We start from the raw sequence: 24,434 nt of genomic DNA, 5'->3' as shown, positions 1-24,434 counted from the left end.
ACGATGAGACGTTATATAAATTTATTGGTGATTTTGGTTGCGGTTGTGGCAGCGATCCCCCTTTTTTATACCGCATTGGCTGCTGACAAGGATCCGGGGCTTGTGCTGAAAAAGATAAGCGGAAATGAAAAAGAAATCCGGAATGTTAAAATTACTGCTCTGGATAACCAGGAAGATAACCTTTTGAATCGCATGTTTTCGATTACTTCATCTGGAAGCCGCTATTTAGGAAGGGAATCTTCTTTTTCGCTACTAGATGAAGACCCGGATTGGTACAAGCAGTATGTCAAGCAGTATCCCCGATTTATGAGGGGAAAGACCAATCATGGCGGCTTTTATGAGGATAGACAAATGATTGCTTATGCGGACATCATTCCGCAGCCGCTTCACCGGTTCGATAAAGAACTGTATGTCGAGGTGCTGGATAAGAAAACAAGAAAAACAGAAACAATGAAGAGGAAGGTGCAAGGTTTTTCAAAACAATCTTTTCCATCGGTTTGGGATGTGCAAAAAACTGGAAATGAGCTGAAAGTAGCGGCAGCCACAGATGGAGATATCCGCGTATATCGTGTCAGCCTGCCGGACAAGAAAATAACCGGAGGCAAATGGATTACACAAAGAGGACAGACGGGGAGAATGGCTCAATATACCCAGCTCGCAGAAACCGACGTGAACAAGCCCAACCATATACTGGCATATCAAGAAGAGAAAGTGGACGGTGACGGTTCAGTAAAGGAAGTGAATACCTTTATTTACAAATATTGCACAAATGAAACGAAAAAACTCAAGCCACCGATAAACATTCCGCTACGAAACCGCGATGATTGGAAATCTGTTTACAACGGAAAGGCAGTTTATATGGCAACCGAAAAAAAGAACGGAGGCGCGCGCCTTTTAACCTTTGACGGGAATGGAAAGCTGAAAGCAGATAAGACATTTGCTATCAAGTACCAGAGTACGGGCAACCCCATCCCTGAAATCAAAAACGGCAGGTTGTACTTCCTTATCCCGAACGATTCCCGGGAAAAAGCGTGTCTCCTGTATGTGTTTGACATTTCAAGCGGCAAGCAGCTGTACAGTGGAAAAGTGGTTCAAAAAGGAAAACGAATTAACCCCCGGTATGTGGAAGGGGTTGAGTTGACGATAGAATAAAAGGGGCCTTCCCCTTTTATTTTTTTGCTGCTTTTCCGCCTCCGTCTATGATCATTCAATTTGCCACTTGTATAAGCAGGAAAAAAGGAACGAGAAGTAGAAATAGTTTAACATACATAAAGCAAGTGGGCATTGCTAGGCAAAAATACATACAAATTTTGTTAAAACTGATCAGCTGATGGAGGAGAAAAATGAGAGAGCCGAATATTTTAATTGTTGACGACCAATTTGGCATCCGGGTTTTGCTTACGGAAGTGCTGCAGAAAGAGGGCTACGAAACCTTTCAGGCGGCAAACGGCCCCCAGGCACTTTCGCTGGCTGCAAACCATGAAATCGACCTTGTCTTGCTGGATATGAAAATCCCCGGCATGGACGGCATTGAAATTTTAAAAAAGCTGAAAGAAATGAAACCGGATATCCGGGCCATCATTATGACCGCTTACGGCGAACTGGACTTGATTGAGAAAGCGAAGGAGCTCGGGGCACTGACCCATTTTGCAAAGCCGTTTGATATTGACGACATCCGCAAGGCAGTGAAAAAATATTTGGCAATGTAAGCGCATGAAGTGAAAAAAGTGCTAAACCGTAAAATTTTGATAATTTTATTTCTTTTTACCGACAAATAAAGTTCATTGGTAAATGCCGGTTTTGTTTGTTATGATTGTTAAGGAATGATCAATAGGCTAGTATGATGTTATGAAGATTGTATATCATAAAAATGATAACCTCGGGCAATCTTTTTAACGCAAATGATAAGGAGGAAAATTCATGCCTTTAGTTTCCATGACTGAAATGCTGAATAAAGCAAAAGAAGGGAAATATGCGGTAGGGCAATTCAACGTCAATAACCTTGAATACGCCCAGGCCATTCTGATGGCTGCAGAAGAAGAAAAATCCCCGGTCATCCTCGGTGTTTCCGAAGGAGCAGGCCGTTACATGAGCGGTTTTAAAACCGTTGTAAAAATGGTTGAAGGTTTAATGGAAGACTTGAATGTTACGGTTCCGGTCGCGATCCATCTTGACCACGGTTCAAGCTTTGAAAATGCAAAGAAAGCCATTGATGCAGGCTTTACTTCTGTAATGATCGACGCTTCCCACCATCCGTTTGATGAAAACGTGGAAATTACTTCTAAAGTGGTGGAATATGCGCATGCCCACGGCGTATCTGTGGAAGCAGAACTCGGCACTGTCGGCGGCCAGGAAGACGATGTTGTCGGAAAAGGCATCATTTATGCGGATCCTGAAGAATGTAAAAAGCTGGTTGACGCGACCAAAATCGACGCTTTAGCACCGGCTCTTGGTTCGGTTCACGGCCCTTACCACGGCGAACCAAACCTTGGCTTCAAAGAAATGGAAGAAATCAGCAAAATTACCGGCATGCCGCTTGTACTTCACGGCGGGACAGGCATCCCTGAAGCTGATATTAAAAAAGCTATTTCTTTAGGTACTGCGAAAATCAACGTGAATACGGAAAACCAAATTGCTTCCGCGAAAACGGTTCGTGAAGTATTGGCAGCTGATCCGGATGTATACGATCCGCGCAAATACCTCGGGCCTGCACGCGAAACGATTAAACAAACCGTTATCGGCAAAATCCGCGAGTTCGGTTCTAACCAAAAAGCATGATCGTTTTAGATTAGCCGAGAACACGCATGCCTTAAGGATGAGTGTTCAAGATAAAAAAGGTCTGGCGCTGCCCCGTGCGTGCCGGGCTTTTTTGGTATGGCGTTTTAAAATGCGAATGGCTTCAGGCGTTTAGATTTGGGCTTTTTTAGGGAAACAAGGTTCAAAGGTGCGAAACAAGAGGATTTATAGTTTTTTTGGATAGGCGCCAGTGAAAAAAACGGTTGTTTTTCTGAACTTTCTTTTCGTTCCGTGGTATAGTGGAAATGGATACATAGGAACCATAAAAGGAGATGGAAGCAGAATGAAATTTTTTATTGATACTGCCAATTTCGAGGAAATCAAAACCGCAAATGAATGGGGGATTTTGTCCGGTGTAACGACAAATCCGTCGCTTGTGGCAAAGGAAAATGTTTCATTCCATGACCGGTTAAAAGAAATTACGGCGCTCGTGCCTGGTTCTGTCAGTGCTGAAGTCGTTTCCGAAGATGCGGAAGGTATGGTGAAAGAAGGAAAGGAACTGGCGGCTATTGCTCCGAATATTACAGTCAAAGTGCCGATGACGCCGGAAGGAATGAAAGCCGTTCATCAATTGGCACAGGCAGGCATCCGCACAAATGTTACCTTGGTTTTCAGCAGCAATCAGGCGCTTTTGGCGGCAAGAGCGGGTGCAACGTATGTTTCGCCGTTCCTTGGCAGGCTGGATGATATCGGTCATGACGGCATCCACCTGATTTCCGAGATTGCCGAAATTTTTTCCATCCATCAAATTGATACGGAAATTATCGCAGCTTCGATCCGCCACCCGCAACATATTACACAAGCGGCGCTCGCAGGGGCGCATATCGCAACCGTCCCGTTTAAAGTGCTCACACAGCTGTTCAAGCATCCGTTAACAGACAAAGGGATTGAACAATTTACACGCGACTGGAACAGCCGTACAGCAAAATAACGGAAATATTTAAAATTGCTCTTTATTTCTTGCTTTCTCCGGGACAGTTTGATTTTCCGCCTGTTCGGCAATCCTGTTGCTGGGATTCATATTGTTTTTCGGAGCTTTCGGACTCAGTTTGCGAACGGCCATTTACAGCCGGAATGTACATCCATACCCGCTAAAGAAGGGAGCTTAATATGGAAAAGCTAAAAATTGCCGGGGGATATCCTTTGAAAGGCACCATTAAAGTGAGCGGCGCAAAAAATAGCGCTGTCGCTTTAATACCTGCGACCATCCTCGCGGAATCTCCTGTAACAATAGAAGGCTTGCCTGAAATTTCCGATGTCCGGACATTGACCGGCCTGCTGGAAGAGATCGGGGCAACGGTTACGTCAGAGGACGGGGAAATTACGGTCGATCCCCGCCATATGATCTCGATGCCGCTGCCCAATGGCAGGGTGAAGAAACTGCGTGCCTCATACTATTTAATGGGCGCGATGCTCGGCAGGTTCAAAAAAGCTGTCATCGGGCTGCCGGGCGGGTGCCATCTCGGACCGCGGCCGATCGACCAGCATATTAAAGGCTTTGAAGCATTGGGCGCAAAAGTGACAAATGAGCAGGGTGCCATCTATTTAAGGGCGGATGAATTGAAAGGTGCCCGTATTTATCTGGACGTTGTCAGTGTCGGGGCAACGATCAATATTATGCTGGCTGCCGTTAAAGCAAAGGGAAGGACAATCATTGAAAACGCTGCAAAAGAGCCGGAAATCATTGACGTAGCCACACTTTTGACAAATATGGGCGCAAAAATTAAAGGCGCCGGAACAGATGTCATCCGGATTGAAGGCGTAGACCATTTGAGCGGCTGCCGGCATACGATTATTCCGGACAGGATCGAAGCCGGTACGTTTATGATCCTGGCGGCGGCCGCGGGTGAAGGAGTACTTGTTGACAATGTCATTCCGCATCATCTCGAGTCGCTGACCGCAAAGCTCAGGGAAATGGGCATACCTGTGGAAACCGGGGATGAACAGATTTTTATCGGGAAAGCAGACAAGCTGAAACCCGTTGATATTAAAACGCTCGTTTATCCGGGGTTTCCGACAGATCTGCAACAACCGTTCACCACGCTTCTGACAAGAGCAGAAGGGACGTCCATCGTAACCGATACAATCTATTCCGCCCGCTTTAAACATATTGACGAGTTGCGGAGAATGAGCGCCAATATTAAAGTGGAAGGACGGTCTGCGATTGTAAACGGTCCGGTCCGGCTTCAAGGGGCAAAGGTGAAAGCGAGTGATTTGCGTGCGGGTGCTGCCCTTGTCATTGCCGGCCTGATGGCAGAAGGCGTGACAGAAGTGACAGGCGTTGAACATATCGACCGCGGATACAGCTGCCTCGTGGAAAAACTAACCGGACTTGGTGCTGCTGTTTGGCGGGAAGGCATGTCCGAAAAGGAGATGGAACACCTGAACCATTCCTAGCGAACAACTGCCGGCTCCCCCATAAATAGAAAAAAACAGAGAAATTATGACACAATAATTTTTTAAATGTGATATACTAATTAAAAATCTATTTATGGGGGTAGTGAAATTGGAAAGAAGTTTGTCAATGGAATTGGTTCGCGTCACGGAAGCTGCAGCACTTGCATCCGCAAGATGGATGGGGCGCGGATTGAAAGATGAAGCGGATGATGCGGCAACGTCCGCGATGCGTGATGTGTTCGACACCATTCCGATGAAAGGCACTGTCGTCATTGGTGAAGGGGAAATGGATGAAGCACCAATGCTGTACATCGGGGAAAAACTCGGGAACGGATACGGCCCCCGCGTTGACATTGCAGTTGACCCGCTGGAAGGAACGAATATTCTTGCATCCGGCGGCTGGAATGCGCTCAGTGTGCTGGCGATAGCAGATCACGGACATTTGCTCCATGCGCCGGATATGTACATGGATAAAATTGCTGTCGGCCCTGAAGCAGTCGGCATGATTGATATTAATGCGCCGATTATCGATAATTTAAAAGCTGTGGCAAAGGCAAAAAATAAAGATATCGAGGATGTGGTGGCAACAGTTCTGAACCGTCCGCGCCATGAAGAAATTATTGCGCAGCTCCGTGCTGCAGGCGCCCGGATCAAACTGATCAATGACGGGGATGTGGCAGCTGCCATTAACACGGCATTCGACCATACCGGTGTAGATATTTTGTTCGGATCGGGCGGCGCGCCGGAAGGGGTTATTTCAGCAGTTGCGCTGAAATGCCTCGGCGGCGAGATCCAGGGACGCCTTCTGCCGCAAAACGACGCGGAGCAAGAACGCTGCCTGAGCATGGGGGTTGACATCAATAAAGTGCTGATGATGGACGACCTTGTGAGCGGGGATGACGCCATTTTTGCTGCGACCGGCGTAACCGACGGGGAACTTTTGCGCGGTGTCCAATTTAAGGGCCAGTACGGATCCACCCATTCTGTCGTCATGCGTGCAAAGTCGGGGACGGTCCGCTTTATTGAAGGGCAGCACAGTCTGAAGAAAAAGCCGAACCTTGTGATCAAAGCGTAAATCTCCGGGGGACCATGCAGCTATAGCGGCGGGGGAAGGGCGGAAGTGCCGCCTTCCCTCCCATTTTCAACAAAGTTTTTTACCTCTTATGCTATTTTTAGTTGATTTCTCTTCTGTTTCAGGGTTAAAATGATTATGATTTTATTTATAAATATTCAATTGTTTGTCTTCTTTTTCTTCCGTACATGGTGCGGCTCCATAGATGCACGTGCTGCAACATTGCCTCTTTGCAGACAGCTCATGTTTTCTATCTATGCGCAAAGCAAAACTGTGGATGTTCATATCTTGCCTTCACATTCCTTTATTTTTAGCCTGTTCTGTTCCATTGGTATACCGGTATAGTTTTAAGCGCCGGGAACAAATGGAAAATTTTGATGTAACGGAAGAAACAGACTGCTCTACCCGACTGTAAATTGAAAAAGTGTGGTGTTTTTATGGAAAGTTTATCAATATCAAGTCTGGAAAATATGACGTTAAAAGAGCTTTATGCCCTTGCAAGAGAGTATAAAGTATCCTACTATAGCAAACTGACGAAAAAAGAGTTAATTTTTGCGATTTTAAAAGCACGGGCAGAGCAAGAAGGGTATTTCTTTATGGAAGGCGTGCTCGAAATCATCCAGTCGGAAGGATTCGGATTCCTGCGCCCGATCAACTACTCCCCAAGTTCGGAGGACATTTATATTTCTGCTTCGCAAATCCGCCGCTTTGATTTAAGAAACGGCGATAAGGTTTCCGGCAAAGTCCGGCCGCCGAAAGAAAACGAACGCTATTACGGCTTGCTGCATGTGGAAGCGGTAAACGGCCAAAACCCGGAAACCGCTAAGGAACGGGTTCATTTTCCGGCTCTTACGCCGCTTTATCCGAACCGGCAGATTATCCTTGAAACGGTTCCCGAAAAACTGTCCACCCGGATTATGGATTTAATCACCCCGGTTGGTTTCGGGCAGCGCGGTTTGATTGTGGCGCCGCCGAAAGCCGGTAAAACGATGCTGCTGAAAGAAATTGCCAACTCTATTACCGTGAACCATCCTGATGCGGAATTGATCGTTCTGTTGATTGATGAACGGCCGGAAGAAGTAACAGATATTGAACGTTCCGTGCATGCGGATGTCGTCAGCTCGACCTTTGACGAAGTGCCGGAAAACCATATCAAGGTTGCGGAACTCGTATTGGAAAGAGCGATGCGCCTTGTCGAGCATAAGCGCGATGTCGTCATTTTAATGGACAGCATTACGCGCCTCGCACGCGCCTATAACCTTGTGATTCCGCCGAGTGGGAGAACGCTTTCAGGCGGGATTGACCCGGCTGCGTTCCATCGTCCGAAACGGTTTTTCGGGGCGGCGCGTAATATTGAAGAAGGCGGCAGCCTGACAATTTTGGCCACCGCGCTAGTCGATACCGGATCACGCATGGATGATGTGATTTATGAAGAATTTAAAGGCACCGGGAACATGGAGCTCCATCTTGACCGCTCCCTCGCTGAAAAGCGCGTTTTCCCGGCCATCGACATCCGCCGTTCCGGTACAAGGAAAGAAGAACTGCTGCTTTCGAAAGACCATCTCGAAGTGCTGTGGGCGATCCGCAAATCGATGTCCGATTCTCCGGATTTTGTCGAAAAATTCTTGCGCAAGCTGAAACAATCCAAAACAAACGACGAGTTTGTGGAAATGATCAAAGCAGACTTGAAAGTATCATCGTCAAGGCGTGTAATATAAGGAAAAATAAGGAAGAACTTTTTTCAGGCAGTGATGTTGCATTTCCACTTCGGACTTGCTATACTAAGCATAGTGTGTTTATGAAATTTTACAGGGCGTGTCCCGTAAAACAATAGAACTCTGTTTCGCAATGACTCAGGGCTGAAGGAGATGAAAAGCATGAAACCAGGAATTCATCCAGAATACAAAAAAGTAATGGTCAAATGTGCGTGCGGCAACGAATTCGAAAGTGGTTCTGTAAAAGATGAACTGCGCGTGGAAGTATGTTCCGAATGCCATCCATTCTATACAGGACGCCAAAAATTCGCGACTGCTGACGGACGTGTTGATCGCTTTAATAAAAAATACGGACTTAAATAAAAGAATCCATGAAAAACAGGCGATGCGTTTGCCTGTTTTTTTTATGGGATGCCGGTTTGCCCGGACGGATTTTTCTGATCCTAAAACCATATTTGTTGAAATAAGGAGCGGGAACGATGGCACAGCTATTTTTCAGATACGGCGCAATGAACAGCGGCAAATCGATTGAAATATTGAAAGTTGCCCATAACTATGAAGAGCAGAATAAACCGGTTCTCATCTTTACATCGGGCATCGATACGCGCGATGAAGAAGGCTATATTTCGAGCAGAATCGGCTTGCGCAGGAAAGCGATCCCGATTTACGATGATACGGATATTTTTGAAATGGTGAAAGGGTACAATCCCGCGCCATACTGCGTCCTGATCGACGAAGTCCAGTTTTTGAAAAAAAGGCATGTGCTGCAGCTTGCCCGCATTGTTGATGATTTGCATATCCCGGTAATGGGGTTCGGCCTTAAAAATGATTTTCAAAATGAGCTTTTTGAGGGCAGCAAGTACATGCTTTTGTATGCCGATAAAATCGAAGAAATGAAAACGATCTGCTGGTTTTGCGAACGGAAGGCGACGATGAATTTGCGCGTCGACGAGAACGGGAAGCCGGTGTATACAGGGGACCAGATCCAGATTGGCGGGAACGACACGTATTATCCTGTTTGCCGCAAATGCCACGACCATCCGCCGCTGTGACGGCACGTGGTCCGTAAATAAACCTCCGTCCGAAGGGAAACCTACTGGAAAAGGAGGTTTTTTTTATGGCAAAACAGCTGATTTTCCTCTGCCTGGCCATGCTGCTCTTAGCAGGTTGTACGGCCCAAAACCGGACCCGTGAAGCTGCGCCGGATCGTATTGAGACGAGGCCGTTAAGCACGGCGGATACGCAAAAGGCCGGGCAAAGAAACGGGGATGCTGGCAGGGCAACCGCTGTAAATGCGGATATCGAAAGGGTGCGGGAAGCGGTTTGGAAGATGGACAGCGCCGTCCCCCATTCGGTATATGTGAACGGGAAAGATATGTGGGTCAATGTTCACACGGAGGAACAGCTGAACCACAGGGAAAGAATGAAAAAAGCAGCGGACATCCGCAGCCAGCTTTTGAAAGTGGCGCCCCGCTACAACGTTCATGTCCGAATAGACGTGAAATAGGAAATCATCCCGGAAAAAGGCGTTTCAGCAGCTGTTTTCATGTTCCGCTTTAAGTTTCCCCGTGCGTATACTATAATAAATTTGTTATGTCTGAGGGCGGATTTTGCTGTTATCGGAACGGGAATACGTTGTGAAATGAGGTGGGGTTCGATGTTCGATCGGTTGCAGGCCGTGGAAGACCGGTACGAAAAGCTGAACGAGTTGTTAAGTGATCCTGAGATCGTCAATGATCCGAAAAAACTGCGGGAGTATTCGAAGGAGCAGTCGGATTTACAGGAAACCGTGCAGGTGTACCGTGAATATAAAGAAGTGCAAAAACAGCTCCAGGATGCAAAGTCGCTTCTTTCGGAAAAACTCGATCCTGAAATGAAGGACATGGTGAAAGAAGAGATCCATGAACTCGAGTCAAAAATCCCGGAATACGAAGAACGCCTGAAAATTTTGCTTCTGCCGAAAGACCCGAATGACGAAAAAAACGTCATTGTGGAAATCCGCGGGGCTGCCGGCGGGGATGAGGCCGCGTTGTTTGCAGGCGACCTGTACCGTATGTACACGCGTTATGCCGAATCGCAAGGCTGGAAAATCGATGTGATTGAAGCCAATGTCACGGGGATCGGCGGGTACAAAGAAATTGTTTTCATGGTGAACGGCAAGGGCGCGTATTCAAAATTGAAGTTTGAAAACGGGGCCCACCGGGTGCAGCGTGTGCCGGAAACGGAATCGGGCGGGCGTATTCATACGTCTACGGCAACGGTTGCGGTTTTGCCGGAAGCGGAGGAAGTCGAAGTGGATATCAATGAAAAAGATATCCGCGTCGATACATTTGCATCAAGCGGGCCGGGCGGGCAAAGCGTCAACACGACAATGTCGGCTGTGCGCCTGACCCATATTCCGACCGGGATTGTCGTGTCCTGCCAGGATGAAAAATCGCAGATCAAAAATAAAGAAAAAGCGATGAAAGTGCTTCGTGCCCGCATTTATGATAAATTTCAGCAGGAAGCGCAGGCGGAATATGACGCCAACCGGAAATCTGCCGTTGGAACGGGGGATCGTTCCGAGCGGATTCGTACGTACAATTTTCCGCAAAACCGTGTGACGGACCATAGGATCGGGTTAACGATCCAAAAGCTTGACCAGGTGCTTGATGGCAAACTCGATGAAATCATTGATGCCCTCATTCTTGAAGACCAGTCAAAAAAACTGGAGAGTGTGAATGGCTGATGGATAGGAACATAAAAGTGTATGAAGCCTTGCAGTGGGCTTCTTCTTTTTTAACGGAAAACGGCCGCGACGCGCAAGCCGGGGAGATCTTGCTCGGACATTTTCTGGATATGGATCGCACCCGCCTGCTTTCCAACTTGCGGATGGTTTTGCCTCCGGATGTGGAGGCGAAGTTCCGGCAAGCGGCAGAAGCCCATGCAAAAGGGGTTCCGGTCCAGCATATTACGGGCTATGAAACCTTTTACGGACGAAAATTTTTTGTCAACGGGGATGTGCTCATTCCGCGCCCGGAAACGGAAGAACTAGTGCAGGGTGCAATCGGACGGATCCGCCGTCATTTCGGGGAAACAAAAGGGCTTAAATTGGCAGATATCGGGACAGGGAGCGGCATTATCGCGACCACAATTAAATTGGAGTTTCCGGAGCTTTTGGTGTACGCCTCCGATATTTCGGAAAAAGCGCTTGCCGTAGCTGAAAAAAACGCTGAAGCCCTGCATGCGGATATCCGGTTTGTGCACGGAGATCTGCTCCAACCGTTTATACACGGCGAGAAATTGGACATTGTTTTATCCAATCCGCCGTATATCCCGGAAACGGACCGGAGCTCGTTATCCGTTGTGGTGCGCGACCATGACCCTGAAACGGCCCTGTTTGGCGGAGAAGACGGCCTTGCGTTTTACCGGCGCTTTATGGAAACATTGCCGTCTGTTTTAAGCAAGCGGGCGCTCGTCGGTTTTGAAATCGGGTCAGGCCAGGGGGAGCGCGTTTCCTGCTTGTTGCGGGATACATTTCCGGAAAGCGTTGTGGAAGTGGTCCGCGATATCAACGGCCATGAGCGGATGGTGTTTTGCGAAAAAAATTAGCTTTTTTTCAGATTCATAGTTTAAAATCCCCTGTTCCTGCCCACAATGGGAATATGAAGGGACGGGGGAAGAAAATGAAAAGAAAAACAGTGGTTTCATTGTATATTTTCATGTTATCGATCGCAACGATCATCAGTTTATATGCACCGAAACAAAAAGCGGTGGAGGCTGAAACCATCGTTATTCCGAAAGATGCGATCCGGCTGCGCATTCTGGCAAACAGTGACAAGCCGGAAGACCAGGCAGTAAAACGGAAAATCCGCGATGAAGTAAATACGAACATCGCCAAATGGGTAGGCCACTTAAATTCCAAAAAAGAAGCGGAAAAAGTCATCCGCTCCCACTTGCCGGAAATTGAAAGCATTGCAAGAAGGGTGATGGCGGAAGAACAGCTGGACGAACCGGTAAAAGCCGAACTTGGTAAGGTCGCCTTTCCGACAAAATTATACGGCCAGTACTTATATCCGGCCGGGAAGTATGAAGCGGTTTTGATTACGCTTGGGGAAGGCAAGGGCGCCAATTGGTGGTGCGTCCTGTATCCGCCCCTCTGTTTTCTCGATTTTTCAAACGGCGTTGCAACAACCGGCGGGGGTGAAGAAAAGAAGACGGAAACAAAGAAGGTTGCACCTTCCAATGCCCGCACAAAACCTGCGGAAGAGCCGGCAGCTGAAAAAGTGAACCGGAAACCGCATGAAAATCAACCAGCGGCACAAGACCGCAAAACGAAACAGCCAGTCGGTGAAACAGCAAACCACACTAGCGCTGTTTACGCCGGAGAGGATGGCGAGGTGGAGAAAAAGCTGCTGATTGTGAAAGTGATCAAAGAACTGTTTTAACATTTTCCACCCGGATTGTGGAAAAGCCGGACAAACGGGCTGGAACAAAGACGGGTTATCAACAAAATGCGAAGTATTATCCACAAGTTGTGGATAATACTTGTTTCATTTTTCGAACTTTTGTATACTTGCCGGGAGAAAACTTGATAAATAAATATTCTGGCAGGACCGATGATTGGATGGAGAAAGGTGAAAAAGAATGGAAACAAAATACTGGGTTGTGGATAAAACTGTGGAGAATCCCGGTGCTTATCCACAACTTGCAGAAGCAGCGCAGTTACTGAAAGAGAAGCAGACAGTCGCTTTTCCGACTGAAACGGTATACGGTTTAGGAGCCGATGCAACAAGCGATGAAGCGGTGGATAAGATTTTCAAGGCAAAAGGAAGGCCATCCGATAATCCGCTGATTGTCCACATTGCGGAGGAAAAGCAGCTGGAAGAATTGGCGGAAGAAATACCGGAAACGGCGAAAGTGCTGATGAAAGCTTTTTGGCCGGGCCCGCTTACGCTCGTTGTAAAAGTAAAGAAAGGGGCATTGTCCGAAAAGGTGACGGCCGGGCTGGACACGGTCGGGATCCGCATGCCCCGGCATCCGGTTGCACTGGCGCTTATTCGCATGAGCGGGCTGCCGATTGCCGCCCCGAGCGCCAACCGGTCCGGCAAGCCGAGCCCGACATTAGCTCGCCATGTCCGGGAAGACCTTGCCGGTAAAATTGCCGGCATTGTGGACGGCGGAGAAACGGGTGTCGGAGTGGAATCGACCGTGCTCGATGTGACAGCGGAAGTGCCTGTGATTTTGCGCCCGGGCGGTGTTACGAAAGAACAGCTCGAAGAACGGATTGGAAAAGTGAGGCTTGATCCGGGACTAAAGGGGACTGGTGCTGGCACCCGGCCGAAAGCACCTGGCATGAAATATACGCATTATGCGCCGGATGCGCCGGTTTATCTTGTGGATGGCAGCACGGCTTTTATGCAGCGAATGATCGATGCGCACCGGGAAAAAGGGGAAGTAACAGGGGCGATTGTGACGGAAGAAACGTCCGGTATCGTCCGTGCTGATGTGGTGGCAGTTTGTGGCAGGCGGGCATCCCTTGAGACCGTTGCCCAGCACTTGTATGATACACTTCGGTCGTTTAATGCGCAAAAAGTGGATGTGATATTTTCTGAAATTTTTCCGCGTGAAGGCATCGGCCGGGCGATTATGAATCGGCTTGAGAAAGCAGCGGGGCATCGTTATGTAAAAGAAGAGGATGTTCAGTAACCCGGACGCTTTTAAACTGTCCTTATCGCTTGGTGCTGTTTTATTGCGGATCGGGTGCGCGGGCGGTTTCGGATGATCTGCGGCTTCTAAAACGCCCCGGACGTGCATAAGCTGGAGTAGGCACGTCCAAAGGGGGAAAAAGAGATGGCAGTCATCGCAGAAATGGTAACTTTGGCGATCATGGCTTTGGCGCTCGGTATGGATGCTTTTTCGGTAAGCCTCGGCGTGGGCATGATGCAGCCCAGACTGAGGCAAATCTTTTACATAGGTTTAACGGTCGGCATTTTTCATGTGTTGATGCCGGTTCTCGGCATTTTTGCGGGCCATCTTCTCTCCCGTACTTTTGGCCTATTTGCCCAGTATATTGGTGGCATATTGCTCGTGATTATGGGGATACAGATGATTGTATGGGTCTTCAAAAAGGAGGGGGCGCAAGCTGTCAGCCCGTCCGGATGGGGAACGATGCTGTTTGCGTTGAGTGTAAGCCTGGACAGTTTTTCTGCCGGGCTATCACTTGGCATTTTCGGCGTGCGGACTGTTGCTGTTATGATTTGCTTCGGCGTTGCTGCTACATTTTTAACCTGGCTCGGCCTTTTGATCGGCAGGAAATTCCAGGGCTGGATCGGGATGTACGGCGAAGTGCTTGGGGGAACGATCCTCGTTGTTTTTGGGCTCAAATTGTTGTTTTCTATTTAGTAAAGCCGGTTTCAATTTTCCGGCTTTTTTTATCTATCTACAGATTAACCTTGTAATTAAGGTCTTTTTTACTATAATAATAGTAGATTTAAATCGTTCAGGATAGGGGGACAGCCTTTGAATATCCTTTTTGTTTGCACCGGGAATACATGCAGGAGCCCGATGGCGGAGGCCATTTTAAAAGCGAAACAGCTGCCGGGCATTGAAGTGGAATCAGCCGGCCTTTTTGCGCCCGAGGGTGAAGACGCTTCTGTCCATACCTACGAGGTGCTGAAAGAAAATGGAATCGATTTCCGCCACCACGCCCGGAACCTTTCGGAGAATTTGGCGGGTTGGGCTGACGTGATTCTTACGATGACGTCCGGGCACAAACAGGCAGTGGCAGCACGGTATCCGCATGCCCGCAATAAAACGTTTACCATCGCGGAGTATGCCGGAAGCAGCGGGGATGTACCGGACCCGTACGGCGGCAGCCTGGATGCTTACAGAGAAACTTATCAACAATTGCATGCATTGATCAATCGTTTGATTAAAAACAGGAAAACGGGAAACCAGGGGCGGGTGTGACGGATGGAAAAGCGAAGCTACAGATTCAGTTTAACGAAGAAAATTGTATTGTTCGTAACCGGGCTGTCTTTTATTACATATTCGGCAAGCGGTCTTTTCATTTATCTTATTTATCCGTTTTTTTCCGACTGGATAAAGCTGCCGTGGTTTATTGTCATTACACTTGCATTAGGGATTATCTGGTCCGGGATTTTAAGCTTTTTCGGTTCATTCCTGATTGCAGGCCCGATGCGCAAGTTAGAAGATGCAGCCCTTAAAGCGAGCCGCGGGGATTTAAGAGATGAAGTCCCCGTGCCAAAATCGGGCGATGAAATTGAGTCGCTCGCAGCGGCTTTCAATTCCTTGCTTTCCAATTTGCGGGAGACGGTTGAACAAATTGATGAAAATGTGGAACGCACCAAAGAAAGTGTGTCGGAAATATCGGAGAAAACGGCACTGGCTGCGGGCCAGGCGGAACATGTAAACAAGACGGTGGAAGAGATTTCACTTGGCGCCGAGCAATCCGCGGCTGCCACCCAATCTACGGCTGACCTCGTTGAAAAAACCTATCAGCTTGCATCCGAAGTCCGCGGGAAAGCGGATACTTGCAAAAAATCTTCTGATCACATGCTGAGCGAATTAAAGACGAGCAAAGAGACAATGGACTCACTTATATCAGGTGTTGAAAATCTGGCAAAAGAAAATACCATCTCGCTGGAAGCCGTTCGGGATCTTGCGGAAGAAACGAAGAAAGTGGAGGGGATCATTTCTTTTGTCGGTGAAGTCGCGGCACAAACCAATTTGCTGGCGTTGAATGCTTCTATTGAAGCGGCACGCGCCGGGGAATACGGGCGCGGGTTTGCGGTGGTCGCAAATGAGGTCCGGAAGCTTGCGGATGAAAGTGCCCAGGCCGTTCAGGGCATTACCGGGATGATCCAGCACATTGAGCAGGAAGGTACACGGGTTGTCGAACAAATGGCTGTACAAGTTCAAAAAGCCAATGAAGAAGTGCACAGAGGACAAAAGGCCAATGAAGCGATGGACAGAATGACGGAATCAATCCATTTGGTTGCGGGGGCAGTTGATCAAATTGCCGGTATGGCCAAGAACCAAATGGATGCGATTCACGAAGCTTCGAGCCAGTCGCAGGAAGTGGCGGCCATTACCGAACAGACTTCTGCCGGGGCAAAAGAAGTCACGGCGATTACAAATGAGCAGGCGCAGAACATGGAATTGATTGAAAGGCTTATCGCGCAGCTCGAGCAGGATGCGGAGAAATTAAAAGGGAGCACCCGCCGCTTTCATATCCGGTGAGTTTTTCGCCCGCCTGGTTTTGGACGGGGAGCACCGGTTTTGGCTGGAAGAAGCGCGGCAATTCAGGTTTTGTGCCGGGAAATCCCGCAAGACAAGAGGAGATGCGGGAACATGCGGCCGTATGCCTGGCATTTTTCCGGGGACGATGGACGTTTTAAACGGGCCGGAAATTTTAACAGCCATGGAACCTGGCCTCTAAGACGCTTTATTTTCTTTTTCGACGTTCTGTGCCACAATAGAATCAGAAGCATGAAGGAGGGGGAAGAACATGAAAGTGGCATTGGCTTCAGACCACGGCGGTAAGCATCTTAAACAGGAAATTGCCGGTTTGCTTCAGGATCTGGGTGTTGCCTACGAAGATTTCGGATGCGATTGTGAAGGGTCGGTTGATTATCCGGATTACGCGCTTCCGGTTGCGGAAAAGGTGGCAAAAGGGGAATTTGACCGTGCGATCCTCATTTGTGGCACCGGAATCGGGATGTGTATTTCCGCCAATAAAGTAAAGGGTATCCGTTGCGCGCTTGTACATGATGTCTTCAGCGCGAAGGCTACAAGGGCCCATAATGACAGCAATGTCCTCGCCATGGGAGAGCGGGTCATCGGGCCGGGGCTGGCCTGTGAAATTGTGAAAGAATGGCTCGGAACGCCGTTTGAAGGCGGCCGTCATGCACGCAGGATTGAGAAAATCGCGCAGTATGAACAAAAATAACAGAGGTGTTTTTGTTGCAATCAGATTCGGCACGTTTGGAAGAACAGTTGGACCGCATGCTGGATGAATTTTTCCGGCAGGTGCCAATGAAAAAAGGACAGGTTTTTGTTGTTGGCTGCTCGACATCCGAAGTAACCGGGAAAAAAATCGGGACAGCAGGGGCAATGGATGTCGCCGCCATTATTTATGACAGTGTACAGAAGTTTGCACGCCAGTTCGGATTCCAACCGGCATTTCAATGCTGCGAACACCTGAACCGGGCGCTTGTGGTTGACCGTTCGCTCGCCGATGAAAAGGGGTGGGAAGAAGTGACGGTCGTGCCTGTTCGGAAGGCGGGCGGCGCGATGGCTGCGTATGCATACGCTCACATGGAAGATCCCGTTGTCGTCGAATATATCCGGGCTGACGCGGGCATCGACATCGGGGATACATTGATCGGCATGCACTTAAAGCATGTTGCCGTACCTGTAAGGGTTTCCGAAAAAGAGCTGGGAAAAGCCCATGTTACATTTGCCAAAACGCGGCCGAAACTGATCGGCGGCGTGCGGGCGGTTTACGAAAAAGAACAGCCGGAATAAGGGACCACCCATACTGCCCTGCATGTTGTATGCGGGGCATGTTTTTTTTCTTCCTGTCAAAAAAATGGACAAATTTTGCAAAGCATTATGGTAAAATAAAAAAGAATATGAAAACAATCTTGAGGGGGTACCGAATTGAGCCATATTGCAAATCAAGACAAGGAAGTTTACGAGGCGATCCGGCAGGAATTGAACCGGCAAAGAAACAAGATTGAACTCATTGCCAGCGAAAATTTTGTCAGCGAAGCGGTGATGGAAGCACAAGGCTCCGTTCTGACCAATAAATACGCGGAAGGCTATCCGGGGCACCGTTATTACGGCGGATGCGAATATGTGGATATTGTGGAAGACCTTGCGCGGGAGCGGGCAAAACAGCTTTTTGGTGCCGAACATGTCAATGTCCAGCCGCATTCTGGCGCACAGGCCAATATGGCGGTTTATTTCACCATTCTGGAGCACGGCGATACGGTGCTTGGCATGAATTTGTCCCACGGCGGGCATTTGACACATGGCAGCCCGGTCAATTTCAGCGGCATGCAGTACCATTTTGTGGAATACGGTGTGGATAAGGAAACGCAGCATATTGATTATGAAGATGTATTGGAAAAAGCGCGCGTACATAAGCCGAAACTGATTGTTGCCGGTGCAAGTGCATACCCCCGCACGATTGATTTTAAAAAGTTCAGGGAAATTGCGGATGAAGTCGGCGCCTATTTAATGGTGGATATGGCGCATATTGCAGGGCTTGTGGCTTGCGGGTTACATCCGAACCCGGTGCCGTATGCGGATTTTGTGACGACCACAACGCATAAAACATTGCGGGGACCGCGCGGCGGCATGATTTTATGCAAAGCGGAATTTGCAAAGAAAGTGGACAAATCGATTTTCCCGGGGATCCAGGGCGGCCCGCTTATGCATGTGATTGCGGCTAAAGCCGTCGCTTTTGGAGAGGCGCTTACAGACGGGTTCAAAATCTATTCGCAAAAAGTGGTGGATAACGCAAAACGGCTGGCGGAAGGGCTCCAAAAAGAGGGATTTGACCTTGTATCCGGTGGAACAGATAATCATCTGATTCTCATTGATTTGCGTTCTTTCGGCATTACCGGGAAGGATGCGGAGAAAGTGCTCGATGATATCGGCATTACGGCCAATAAAAATACGATTCCGTATGATCCGGAAAGCCCGTTTGTGACAAGCGGCCTCAGAATCGGTACGCCCGCAGTCACAACAAGAGGATTCGGCCTGGAAGAAATGGATGAGGTGGCATCCATTATCGGATCGGCATTGAAAAATCCGGATAACGAAGCAGTCTTAAAAGAAGCGGCAGGACGCGTCAAGCATCTTACGGAACGCTTTCCGCTGTACGCCGGCCAAAACTAAGCAGGGGTTTTATCCCGCTTTTTCCGGACGGATGGCTGGTCCGCTTCCAATGTGGCATAAAAACAAATTCGAGTCAGAACCGGCAAAAAAATTGAGCAGGATGGCCCCGTAAAACGCGGGGCTGGATCCTTTCGCCCGGCCTCAGGATTTTCTTTTGGCTTTCCTTGAGATTGGGCGCTTTTTTCGTGTAAAATGGTTGGGGTAAGCATTTGCCGAACCTGATACCAACCTTTAAAGGAGAGAATTCATTTGAGCACACTTCATGTCATTGACCACCCGCTGATCCAGCACAAGTTGACGTATATCCGCGATAAACATACGGGGACAAAAGAATTCCGCGAACTTGTCGACGAAGTATCGACTTTGATGGCATTTGAAATTACCCGCGATATGCCGCTTGAAGAAATTGAAATTGAAACGCCGGTCTGCAAGGCAAAATCAAAAATTTTAACCGGCAAAAAAATTGGCATTGTCCCGATCCTGCGTGCGGGCCTGGGCATGGTCGACGGCGTGCGGAAACTGATCCCGGCCGCGAAAGTCGGACATGTCGGCCTGTACCGCGATCCGAAGACACTGACGCCGGTTGAATATTACATAAAACTTCCAAGCGATGTAGAGGAACGTGATTTTATCATTGTGGATCCGATGCTGGCTACAGGCGGTTCTGCCGTGGATGCGATCCAGTCTTTAAAACAGCGAGGCGCAAAAAACATTAAATTCATGTGCCTGATTGCATCCCCTGAGGGTGTGAAAGCCGTACAGAAAGCCCATCCGGACGTTGATATTTATACAGCAGCCCTTGATGAGAAGCTGAATGAGCAAGGGTATATTGTGCCGGGCCTCGGAGATGCGGGGGACCGCCTGTTTGGAACAAAATAAAATGTATGGATGCGCTTCGTGTTTTACAATTTTGTTAACCCTGCAGAAACAGGCTGGTAAAAAAATAAAAAGGGTCTATAATAACGGTATGTTTTCGGTATATAGATGAATGCCAGGTATGTAAACGATTGGAAAAAGGGCGCAAGCTTACGCCAGTGCAGGCGTTTCCTTCCTATTTCGGGAGGCGGGATGACCTTTTCTCGAAAAAACAAGTTCTAATGACTATATCAAGGAAACTCCTATTGACATTGGATAAGCGCTATTGTATGCTAAAAAAGTGTACATAATGAGAAGGTTTTCATATGGTTGGGATTCTACTATTTATATGCCGGAAATCTGAAAAACCAGTAAAGCCGGAGCTGCAGGCTACTCGTAACCTTAACAAATTGTGAGTTTTGGTTAAGAATGTTGCGATTTGCCAGGTGAAGTGACATACCGCTTTCCTGCTGTGCTGCAATTGATCGGCGTCCCTTGTCAGGAGTGTTTAAGGCATGCCGGAACTTCTACGTATCTACAAAAGGCTGCGCAAGTATTTGGTGATTCTTTTGTGCCTTTATTTGACGGGGGCGATGTTTCCCGGTTGCCGCTCTGTTTTCCTCGGGCTTTTGCTTGGCACAGCTGTTAGCCTCTTTAACTTATGGCTTATGGTGAAGAAAACATTGGCGGTTACCGATGTTTCCTCAGGCAAAAAAAGGGTCTCGCTCGGTACCGGGATGAGAATGGCGACTGCTGTCCTCGCGGTGGCGGTGGCGCTCCGTTTTCCGGATTTGTTTCATCTTTTAGCTGTAGTGATTGGCGTAATGACATCTTATCTGGTCATTATGATAGATTTTTTTGTAGGTTTGCTTCAACAAAGAAAAAAGTAAAGTGAGGTGAGTTTCGGTGGAACATAAGCAACCGATAGTTGAATTCATGGGGTTGTATTTTAACCTGTCCAACGTCATGATGATTACTGTCTCATCATTGATCGTGTTCATCATTGCGGTCATCTCAACAAGAAAGTTGGCGTTGAAACCTACAGGCATGCAGAATTTTATGGAATGGGTCATGGATTTTGTAAGAGGGATCATTAAAAGCAATATGGACTGGAAAACCGGCGGCGTCTTTCACATTCTGGGTCTAACACTGATCATGTATATCTTTGTTTCCAATATGCTTGGATTGCCGTTTATGGTTGTTTATGACCATTATTCCTGGTGGAAGTCACCTACTTCCGACCCGGTTGTTACCCTTACGCTGGCTGTTCTGGTCATGGGCCTGTCCCACTTTTACGGTGTCAAAAAGAGGGGGTTTGGCGGATATCTGAAAAGCTATGCTGAACCGTTATGGTTTCTGGTCCCGATTAACCTGATCGAACAGTTTGCCAACACATTAACATTAGGGCTCCGGCTTTATGGGAATATTTATGCCGGCGAAGTGTTGCTGTCGCTGCTTGCGGGCACTTTGGCGATGCATACAAACATTTGGGGGACAATCGGAGCAATTATTCCGACCCTTGTATGGCAAGGATTTTCTATTTTTGTCGGCACGATCCAGGCATATATCTTTACCATGTTAACAATGGTTTATATTTCTCATAGGATTGCCCATGAGGAATAACCATTTCTATATTTTTGAAAAATCACCTATTTATATATTCCAAAGGAGGAAATCTTATCATGAGTTTGGGTATTCTTGCAGCAGCAATCGCAGTTGGTTTGGCAGCATTGGGCGCCGGTATTGGTAACGGCCTTATTGTCGGTCGTACAGTTGAAGGGATTGCAAGGCAGCCAGAAGCACGCGGCCTTTTGCAGACAACAATGTTTATCGGCATCGGCTTAGTTGAAGCTCTTCCTATCATTGCGGTTGTTATCGCATTTATTGCACTGGGAAGATAAGGAAAATGTTGACGGCGAAGCGGATTCTAAGAAACCTTCGCCTTTCCTTTATGATTTAGCCAAGAATCGTTGTGGCTTTTGTTTTGAGCGGTTCAAGGCCATCTTCTTTGAACCATTTTGCTTCTTTTTTGGTAAAGGGTGCGAAAGAATGTTTTAAGAACGTGTGGAAGGGAGTGAACCCGGGTGTCCCAGACTGATTTAGTACTCGGATTTGTGCTAGGGAAGCTCAACACAGGCGATATTTTATTCCAGGCCATCATCTTTGTTGTGTTGCTTCTGCTATTGAAAAAATTTGCTTACGGTCCTCTTGTCGAAATGATGAGGAAACGTGAGGAACATATTGCAAAAGAAATTGAAACGGCGGAAAAAAACCGCGAAGAAGCAGCCAAGCTTTTGGAAGAACAGCGCAAGTTGCTGAAAGAAGCACGCGTTGAAGGTCAGAATTTAATTGAAAACGCAAGGAAACAAGCAGAAGTGCAGCATGATGATATCGTTGCAACAGCGCGTCAGGAAGCAGAACGCATGAAAGATGCAGCCAAAGTTGAAATCGAACAGGAAAAAGCAAAAGCTGTTGCTGCTTTGCGTGAACAGGTAGCATCCTTGTCCGTGATGATTGCCTCTAAAGTGATTGAAAAAGAAATTTCCGAGAAAGACCACGAGAAATTCATACTCGATTCTATTAAAGAGGCAGGAGAAATGAAATGAGTAATGAGGCGGTAGAAAAACGGTACGCTTCGGCACTTTTCGAGCTTGCAAAAGAGCACGGGCAGCTTCAAGAGATCGAAAAAGAAGTCCGGGCGGTAAAAGAGGTTTTTGAGGAAAACGAACCGTTCCGAAAGCTCCTTAAATCTCCGAAATTGACGATAGAAAAGAAACAAGAAATCCTTAAAAACATTTTTTCCGGATTATCCACTTTCACTTTGAATTTGTTGTTGCTCTTGACTGAGCGGCACAGGGACGAGCTCATTCCTAGGGTGTGCCGTGCTTTTATTGAACGGGTGAATGATGAACGCGGCATTGCAGATGCACTTGTCTACTCTGCCCGCCCGCTTTCTGCAGACGAGAGCAAAGCGATATCCGAAGTATTTGCCAAAAAAGTCGGAAAGCTGTCTTTAAACATTGAGAATATCGTGGATGACGGTCTGCTAGCCGGATTAAAAATCAGAATTGGAAACTCTATTTTTGACAGCAGTTTGCGCGGAAAATTGGAACGGCTTGAAAAAACATTAATCAGTTAAGTGAGAAATGAGGTGCTGGATTTATGAGCATTAAGGCTGAAGAAATCAGCTTGCTGATAAAAAAACAGATTGAAAATTACCAGTCTGAAATTGAAGTGAGCGATGTCGGTACCGTTATCGAAGTCGGTGACGGGATTGCACGTGCACACGGTCTTGACCAGGCGATGGCCGGGGAACTGCTGGAATTTTCCAACGGCGTCATGGGGCTTGCGCAGAACCTTGAGGAAAGTAATGTCGGGATCATTATTCTCGGTCCTTACCGCGAAATCCATGAAGGCGATGAAGTAAGGCGTACAGGCCGGATCATGCAGGTGCCGGTCGGGGAGGAACTGATCGGTCGTGTCGTCAACCCGCTCGGCCAGCCGGTTGACGGGCTCGGACCCATCAACACAACGAAAACCCGCCCGATTGAATCAAGAGCGCCTGGCGTAATGGACCGGAAATCGGTAAGCGAACCGCTGCAAACGGGGATTAAGGCGATCGATGCACTTGTGCCGATCGGCCGCGGACAGCGGGAATTGATTATCGGCGACCGCCAAACCGGTAAAACAACCATTGCGATTGATACGATTATAAACCAAAAAGACCAGGACATGATTTGTATTTATGTTGCGATCGGCCAGAAAGAATCGACCGTCCGCGGTACAGTTGAAACGCTCCGCAAATTCGGAGCTTTGGATTATACGATTGTGGTAACGGCTTCCGCTTCACAACCGGCGCCTCTTCAATACCTGGCTCCGTATGCCGGTGTTGCGATGGGTGAAGAATTCATGCACAACGGAAAACACGTGCTTGTTGTATATGATGACTTATCCAAACAGGCTGTTGCTTACCGTGAACTTTCCTTGCTCTTGCGCCGTCCGCCGGGCCGTGAAGCCTATCCTGGCGATGTATTCTACTTGCACTCCCGCCTGCTTGAACGTGCTGCCAAATTAAGCGATGCAAAAGGCGGAGGTTCATTGACTGCATTGCCGTTCGTTGAAACACAGGCCGGCGATATTTCGGCTTACATCCCGACAAACGTGATTTCGATTACAGACGGGCAGATCTTCCTGCAGTCCGACTTGTTCTTCTCAGGTGTCCGTCCGGCGATCAATGCAGGGTTATCCGTATCCCGCGTCGGCGGTGCCGCACAAATCAAGGCAATGAAAAAAGTTTCCGGTACACTGCGTCTTGACCTGGCATCTTACCGTGAACTTGAGTCATTTGCCCAATTCGGGTCGGATCTGGATAAAGCCACCCAGGCAAAACTGGCACGCGGGCAGCGTACGGTTGAAGTATTGAAGCAGGATCTGAACAAGCCAATCAAAGTGGAAAAACAAGTATGCATCCTGTATGCATTAACAAAAGGGTTGCTGGACGATATTCCAGTGGAAGACATTCTCCGTTTTGAATCGGAACTTTATGACTGGCTGGACCAGAACCGGGCATCCCTGCTCGAAGAAATCCGTACAACCGGAAATCTTCCTGACGATGAAAAAATGAAAGAAGCTATTCAAGCCTTTAAAAAGACCTTCGTAGCATCTGAACAGCAATAATAATTGGACAG

Annotated in this window: 27 protein-coding genes; all 27 read left to right on the top strand. The window is 48.0% G+C overall.

Annotation, left to right across the window (positions count from 1 at the left end; translation table 11 throughout):
* Window positions 1–3 precede the first annotated feature (3 nt).
* The 27 genes from NSS95_RS15860 to atpA all read left to right on the top strand — a co-directional run bounded on the left by NSS95_RS15860 (window position 4) and on the right by atpA (window position 24,423).
* Window positions 4–1,152 (top strand): hypothetical protein, encoded by a 1,149-nt coding sequence (locus NSS95_RS15860; protein ID WP_035183228.1) that lies wholly within the window; start codon window positions 4–6, stop codon window positions 1,150–1,152.
* A 191-nt stretch (window positions 1,153–1,343) separates the two neighbouring features.
* The gene (locus NSS95_RS15855; RefSeq protein ID WP_013860752.1) at window positions 1,344–1,709 is read left to right on the top strand and encodes a response regulator; all 366 of its coding nucleotides are present in this window, start codon (window positions 1,344–1,346) and stop codon (window positions 1,707–1,709) included.
* A gap of 211 nt (window positions 1,710–1,920) precedes the next feature.
* Window positions 1,921–2,778 carry a class II fructose-bisphosphate aldolase gene (locus tag NSS95_RS15850; protein ID WP_014096741.1) on the top strand — a complete coding sequence of 286 codons (858 nt, stop codon included), beginning with the start codon at window positions 1,921–1,923 and terminating at the stop codon, window positions 2,776–2,778.
* Between the two features lie 301 nt (window positions 2,779–3,079).
* On the top strand, window positions 3,080–3,727 hold the full coding sequence (gene fsa, locus NSS95_RS15845) for a fructose-6-phosphate aldolase (protein WP_014096742.1): 648 nt from the start codon (window positions 3,080–3,082) through the stop codon (window positions 3,725–3,727).
* 179 nt (window positions 3,728–3,906) lie between these two features.
* On the top strand, window positions 3,907–5,193 hold the full coding sequence (locus tag NSS95_RS15840; protein ID WP_014096743.1) for a UDP-N-acetylglucosamine 1-carboxyvinyltransferase: 1,287 nt from the start codon (window positions 3,907–3,909) through the stop codon (window positions 5,191–5,193).
* A 109-nt stretch (window positions 5,194–5,302) separates the two neighbouring features.
* Complete coding sequence (gene glpX / locus NSS95_RS15835; RefSeq protein WP_014096744.1) at window positions 5,303–6,268, top strand: class II fructose-bisphosphatase; 966 nt, start codon at window positions 5,303–5,305, stop codon at window positions 6,266–6,268.
* A gap of 434 nt (window positions 6,269–6,702) precedes the next feature.
* On the top strand, window positions 6,703–7,983 hold the full coding sequence (gene rho, locus NSS95_RS15830; RefSeq protein ID WP_061086448.1) for a transcription termination factor Rho: 1,281 nt from the start codon (window positions 6,703–6,705) through the stop codon (window positions 7,981–7,983).
* A 159-nt stretch (window positions 7,984–8,142) separates the two neighbouring features.
* Window positions 8,143–8,343: a 50S ribosomal protein L31 gene (gene rpmE, locus NSS95_RS15825; protein ID WP_013860746.1), complete on the top strand. Its 201-nt coding sequence runs from the start codon at window positions 8,143–8,145 to the stop codon at window positions 8,341–8,343.
* A gap of 116 nt (window positions 8,344–8,459) precedes the next feature.
* A complete protein-coding gene (locus NSS95_RS15820; RefSeq protein ID WP_029142835.1) occupies window positions 8,460–9,032 on the top strand; it encodes a thymidine kinase in 573 nt (190 codons plus the stop codon).
* Window positions 9,033–9,097: 65 nt separating this feature from the next.
* Complete coding sequence (locus NSS95_RS15815) at window positions 9,098–9,487, top strand: hypothetical protein (RefSeq protein WP_014096747.1); 390 nt, start codon at window positions 9,098–9,100, stop codon at window positions 9,485–9,487.
* Between the two features lie 150 nt (window positions 9,488–9,637).
* Window positions 9,638–10,708 carry a peptide chain release factor 1 gene (prfA, locus tag NSS95_RS15810; protein WP_026683928.1) on the top strand — a complete coding sequence of 357 codons (1,071 nt, stop codon included), beginning with the start codon at window positions 9,638–9,640 and terminating at the stop codon, window positions 10,706–10,708.
* Between the two features lie 11 nt (window positions 10,709–10,719).
* Window positions 10,720–11,571: a peptide chain release factor N(5)-glutamine methyltransferase gene (gene prmC, locus NSS95_RS15805; protein WP_340714060.1), complete on the top strand. Its 852-nt coding sequence runs from the start codon at window positions 10,720–10,722 to the stop codon at window positions 11,569–11,571.
* 74 nt (window positions 11,572–11,645) lie between these two features.
* Window positions 11,646–12,407 (top strand): stage II sporulation protein R, encoded by a 762-nt coding sequence (spoIIR, locus tag NSS95_RS15800; RefSeq protein ID WP_340714021.1) that lies wholly within the window; start codon window positions 11,646–11,648, stop codon window positions 12,405–12,407.
* 199 nt (window positions 12,408–12,606) lie between these two features.
* Window positions 12,607–13,668: an L-threonylcarbamoyladenylate synthase gene (locus NSS95_RS15795; protein WP_340714020.1), complete on the top strand. Its 1,062-nt coding sequence runs from the start codon at window positions 12,607–12,609 to the stop codon at window positions 13,666–13,668.
* 144 nt (window positions 13,669–13,812) lie between these two features.
* A complete protein-coding gene (locus NSS95_RS15790) occupies window positions 13,813–14,364 on the top strand; it encodes a manganese efflux pump MntP (protein ID WP_061577326.1) in 552 nt (183 codons plus the stop codon).
* A gap of 117 nt (window positions 14,365–14,481) precedes the next feature.
* On the top strand, window positions 14,482–14,931 hold the full coding sequence (locus tag NSS95_RS15785; protein WP_081106229.1) for a low molecular weight protein arginine phosphatase: 450 nt from the start codon (window positions 14,482–14,484) through the stop codon (window positions 14,929–14,931).
* A 3-nt stretch (window positions 14,932–14,934) separates the two neighbouring features.
* The gene (locus NSS95_RS15780; protein ID WP_061577327.1) at window positions 14,935–16,224 is read left to right on the top strand and encodes a methyl-accepting chemotaxis protein; all 1,290 of its coding nucleotides are present in this window, start codon (window positions 14,935–14,937) and stop codon (window positions 16,222–16,224) included.
* Window positions 16,225–16,492: 268 nt separating this feature from the next.
* Entirely contained in the window at window positions 16,493–16,933 is a 441-nt protein-coding gene (gene rpiB / locus NSS95_RS15775; RefSeq protein ID WP_014096755.1) for a ribose 5-phosphate isomerase B, read from the top strand.
* Between the two features lie 14 nt (window positions 16,934–16,947).
* Window positions 16,948–17,511 carry a TIGR01440 family protein gene (locus tag NSS95_RS15770; RefSeq protein WP_014096756.1) on the top strand — a complete coding sequence of 188 codons (564 nt, stop codon included), beginning with the start codon at window positions 16,948–16,950 and terminating at the stop codon, window positions 17,509–17,511.
* A 135-nt stretch (window positions 17,512–17,646) separates the two neighbouring features.
* Complete coding sequence (gene glyA / locus NSS95_RS15765; RefSeq protein ID WP_061577330.1) at window positions 17,647–18,891, top strand: serine hydroxymethyltransferase; 1,245 nt, start codon at window positions 17,647–17,649, stop codon at window positions 18,889–18,891.
* Window positions 18,892–19,140: 249 nt separating this feature from the next.
* Window positions 19,141–19,770, top strand: coding sequence for a uracil phosphoribosyltransferase (gene upp, locus NSS95_RS15760; RefSeq protein WP_061577331.1), 630 nt, complete (start codon window positions 19,141–19,143; stop codon window positions 19,768–19,770).
* Between the two features lie 491 nt (window positions 19,771–20,261).
* Window positions 20,262–20,636: an ATP synthase subunit I gene (locus tag NSS95_RS15755; RefSeq protein WP_014096760.1), complete on the top strand. Its 375-nt coding sequence runs from the start codon at window positions 20,262–20,264 to the stop codon at window positions 20,634–20,636.
* 16 nt (window positions 20,637–20,652) lie between these two features.
* Window positions 20,653–21,369, top strand: a complete 717-nt coding sequence (gene atpB / locus NSS95_RS15750) for a F0F1 ATP synthase subunit A (RefSeq protein WP_014096761.1) — start codon at window positions 20,653–20,655, stop codon at window positions 21,367–21,369.
* Window positions 21,370–21,434: 65 nt separating this feature from the next.
* A complete protein-coding gene (gene atpE, locus NSS95_RS15745) occupies window positions 21,435–21,647 on the top strand; it encodes a F0F1 ATP synthase subunit C (RefSeq protein ID WP_026104500.1) in 213 nt (70 codons plus the stop codon).
* A 183-nt stretch (window positions 21,648–21,830) separates the two neighbouring features.
* Window positions 21,831–22,352 (top strand): F0F1 ATP synthase subunit B, encoded by a 522-nt coding sequence (gene atpF / locus NSS95_RS15740; protein WP_014096763.1) that lies wholly within the window; start codon window positions 21,831–21,833, stop codon window positions 22,350–22,352.
* Window positions 22,349–22,885, top strand: coding sequence for a F0F1 ATP synthase subunit delta (locus NSS95_RS15735; protein ID WP_014096764.1), 537 nt, complete (start codon window positions 22,349–22,351; stop codon window positions 22,883–22,885). Before atpF ends, NSS95_RS15735 begins: the two co-directional genes overlap by 4 nt.
* 23 nt (window positions 22,886–22,908) lie before the next feature.
* Window positions 22,909–24,423: a F0F1 ATP synthase subunit alpha gene (atpA, locus tag NSS95_RS15730; protein WP_014096765.1), complete on the top strand. Its 1,515-nt coding sequence runs from the start codon at window positions 22,909–22,911 to the stop codon at window positions 24,421–24,423.
* Window positions 24,424–24,434 lie beyond the last annotated feature (11 nt).

It is taken from the genome of Weizmannia sp. FSL K6-3076, from assembly GCF_038007245.1.
Classification (GTDB): Bacteria; Bacillota; Bacilli; order Bacillales; family Bacillaceae_C; genus Weizmannia; species Weizmannia faecalis.
This window is presented reverse-complemented; position numbering and strand designations above follow the sequence as displayed.

Coding starts and splice junctions, on each gene's coding strand:
- NSS95_RS15860 (WP_035183228.1), top strand. CDS start 4: ATGAGACGTTATATAAATTTATTGGTGATTTTGGTTGCGGTTGTGGCA.
- NSS95_RS15855 (WP_013860752.1), top strand. CDS start 1,344: ATGAGAGAGCCGAATATTTTAATTGTTGACGACCAATTTGGCATCCGG.
- NSS95_RS15850 (WP_014096741.1), top strand. CDS start 1,921: ATGCCTTTAGTTTCCATGACTGAAATGCTGAATAAAGCAAAAGAAGGG.
- fsa (WP_014096742.1), top strand. CDS start 3,080: ATGAAATTTTTTATTGATACTGCCAATTTCGAGGAAATCAAAACCGCA.
- NSS95_RS15840 (WP_014096743.1), top strand. CDS start 3,907: ATGGAAAAGCTAAAAATTGCCGGGGGATATCCTTTGAAAGGCACCATT.
- rho (WP_061086448.1), top strand. CDS start 6,703: ATGGAAAGTTTATCAATATCAAGTCTGGAAAATATGACGTTAAAAGAG.
- rpmE (WP_013860746.1), top strand. CDS start 8,143: ATGAAACCAGGAATTCATCCAGAATACAAAAAAGTAATGGTCAAATGT.
- NSS95_RS15820 (WP_029142835.1), top strand. CDS start 8,460: ATGGCACAGCTATTTTTCAGATACGGCGCAATGAACAGCGGCAAATCG.
- NSS95_RS15815 (WP_014096747.1), top strand. CDS start 9,098: ATGGCAAAACAGCTGATTTTCCTCTGCCTGGCCATGCTGCTCTTAGCA.
- prfA (WP_026683928.1), top strand. CDS start 9,638: ATGTTCGATCGGTTGCAGGCCGTGGAAGACCGGTACGAAAAGCTGAAC.
- spoIIR (WP_340714021.1), top strand. CDS start 11,646: ATGAAAAGAAAAACAGTGGTTTCATTGTATATTTTCATGTTATCGATC.
- NSS95_RS15795 (WP_340714020.1), top strand. CDS start 12,607: ATGGAAACAAAATACTGGGTTGTGGATAAAACTGTGGAGAATCCCGGT.
- NSS95_RS15790 (WP_061577326.1), top strand. CDS start 13,813: ATGGCAGTCATCGCAGAAATGGTAACTTTGGCGATCATGGCTTTGGCG.
- NSS95_RS15780 (WP_061577327.1), top strand. CDS start 14,935: ATGGAAAAGCGAAGCTACAGATTCAGTTTAACGAAGAAAATTGTATTG.
- rpiB (WP_014096755.1), top strand. CDS start 16,493: ATGAAAGTGGCATTGGCTTCAGACCACGGCGGTAAGCATCTTAAACAG.
- NSS95_RS15755 (WP_014096760.1), top strand. CDS start 20,262: ATGCCGGAACTTCTACGTATCTACAAAAGGCTGCGCAAGTATTTGGTG.
- NSS95_RS15735 (WP_014096764.1), top strand. CDS start 22,349: ATGAGTAATGAGGCGGTAGAAAAACGGTACGCTTCGGCACTTTTCGAG.
- atpA (WP_014096765.1), top strand. CDS start 22,909: ATGAGCATTAAGGCTGAAGAAATCAGCTTGCTGATAAAAAAACAGATT.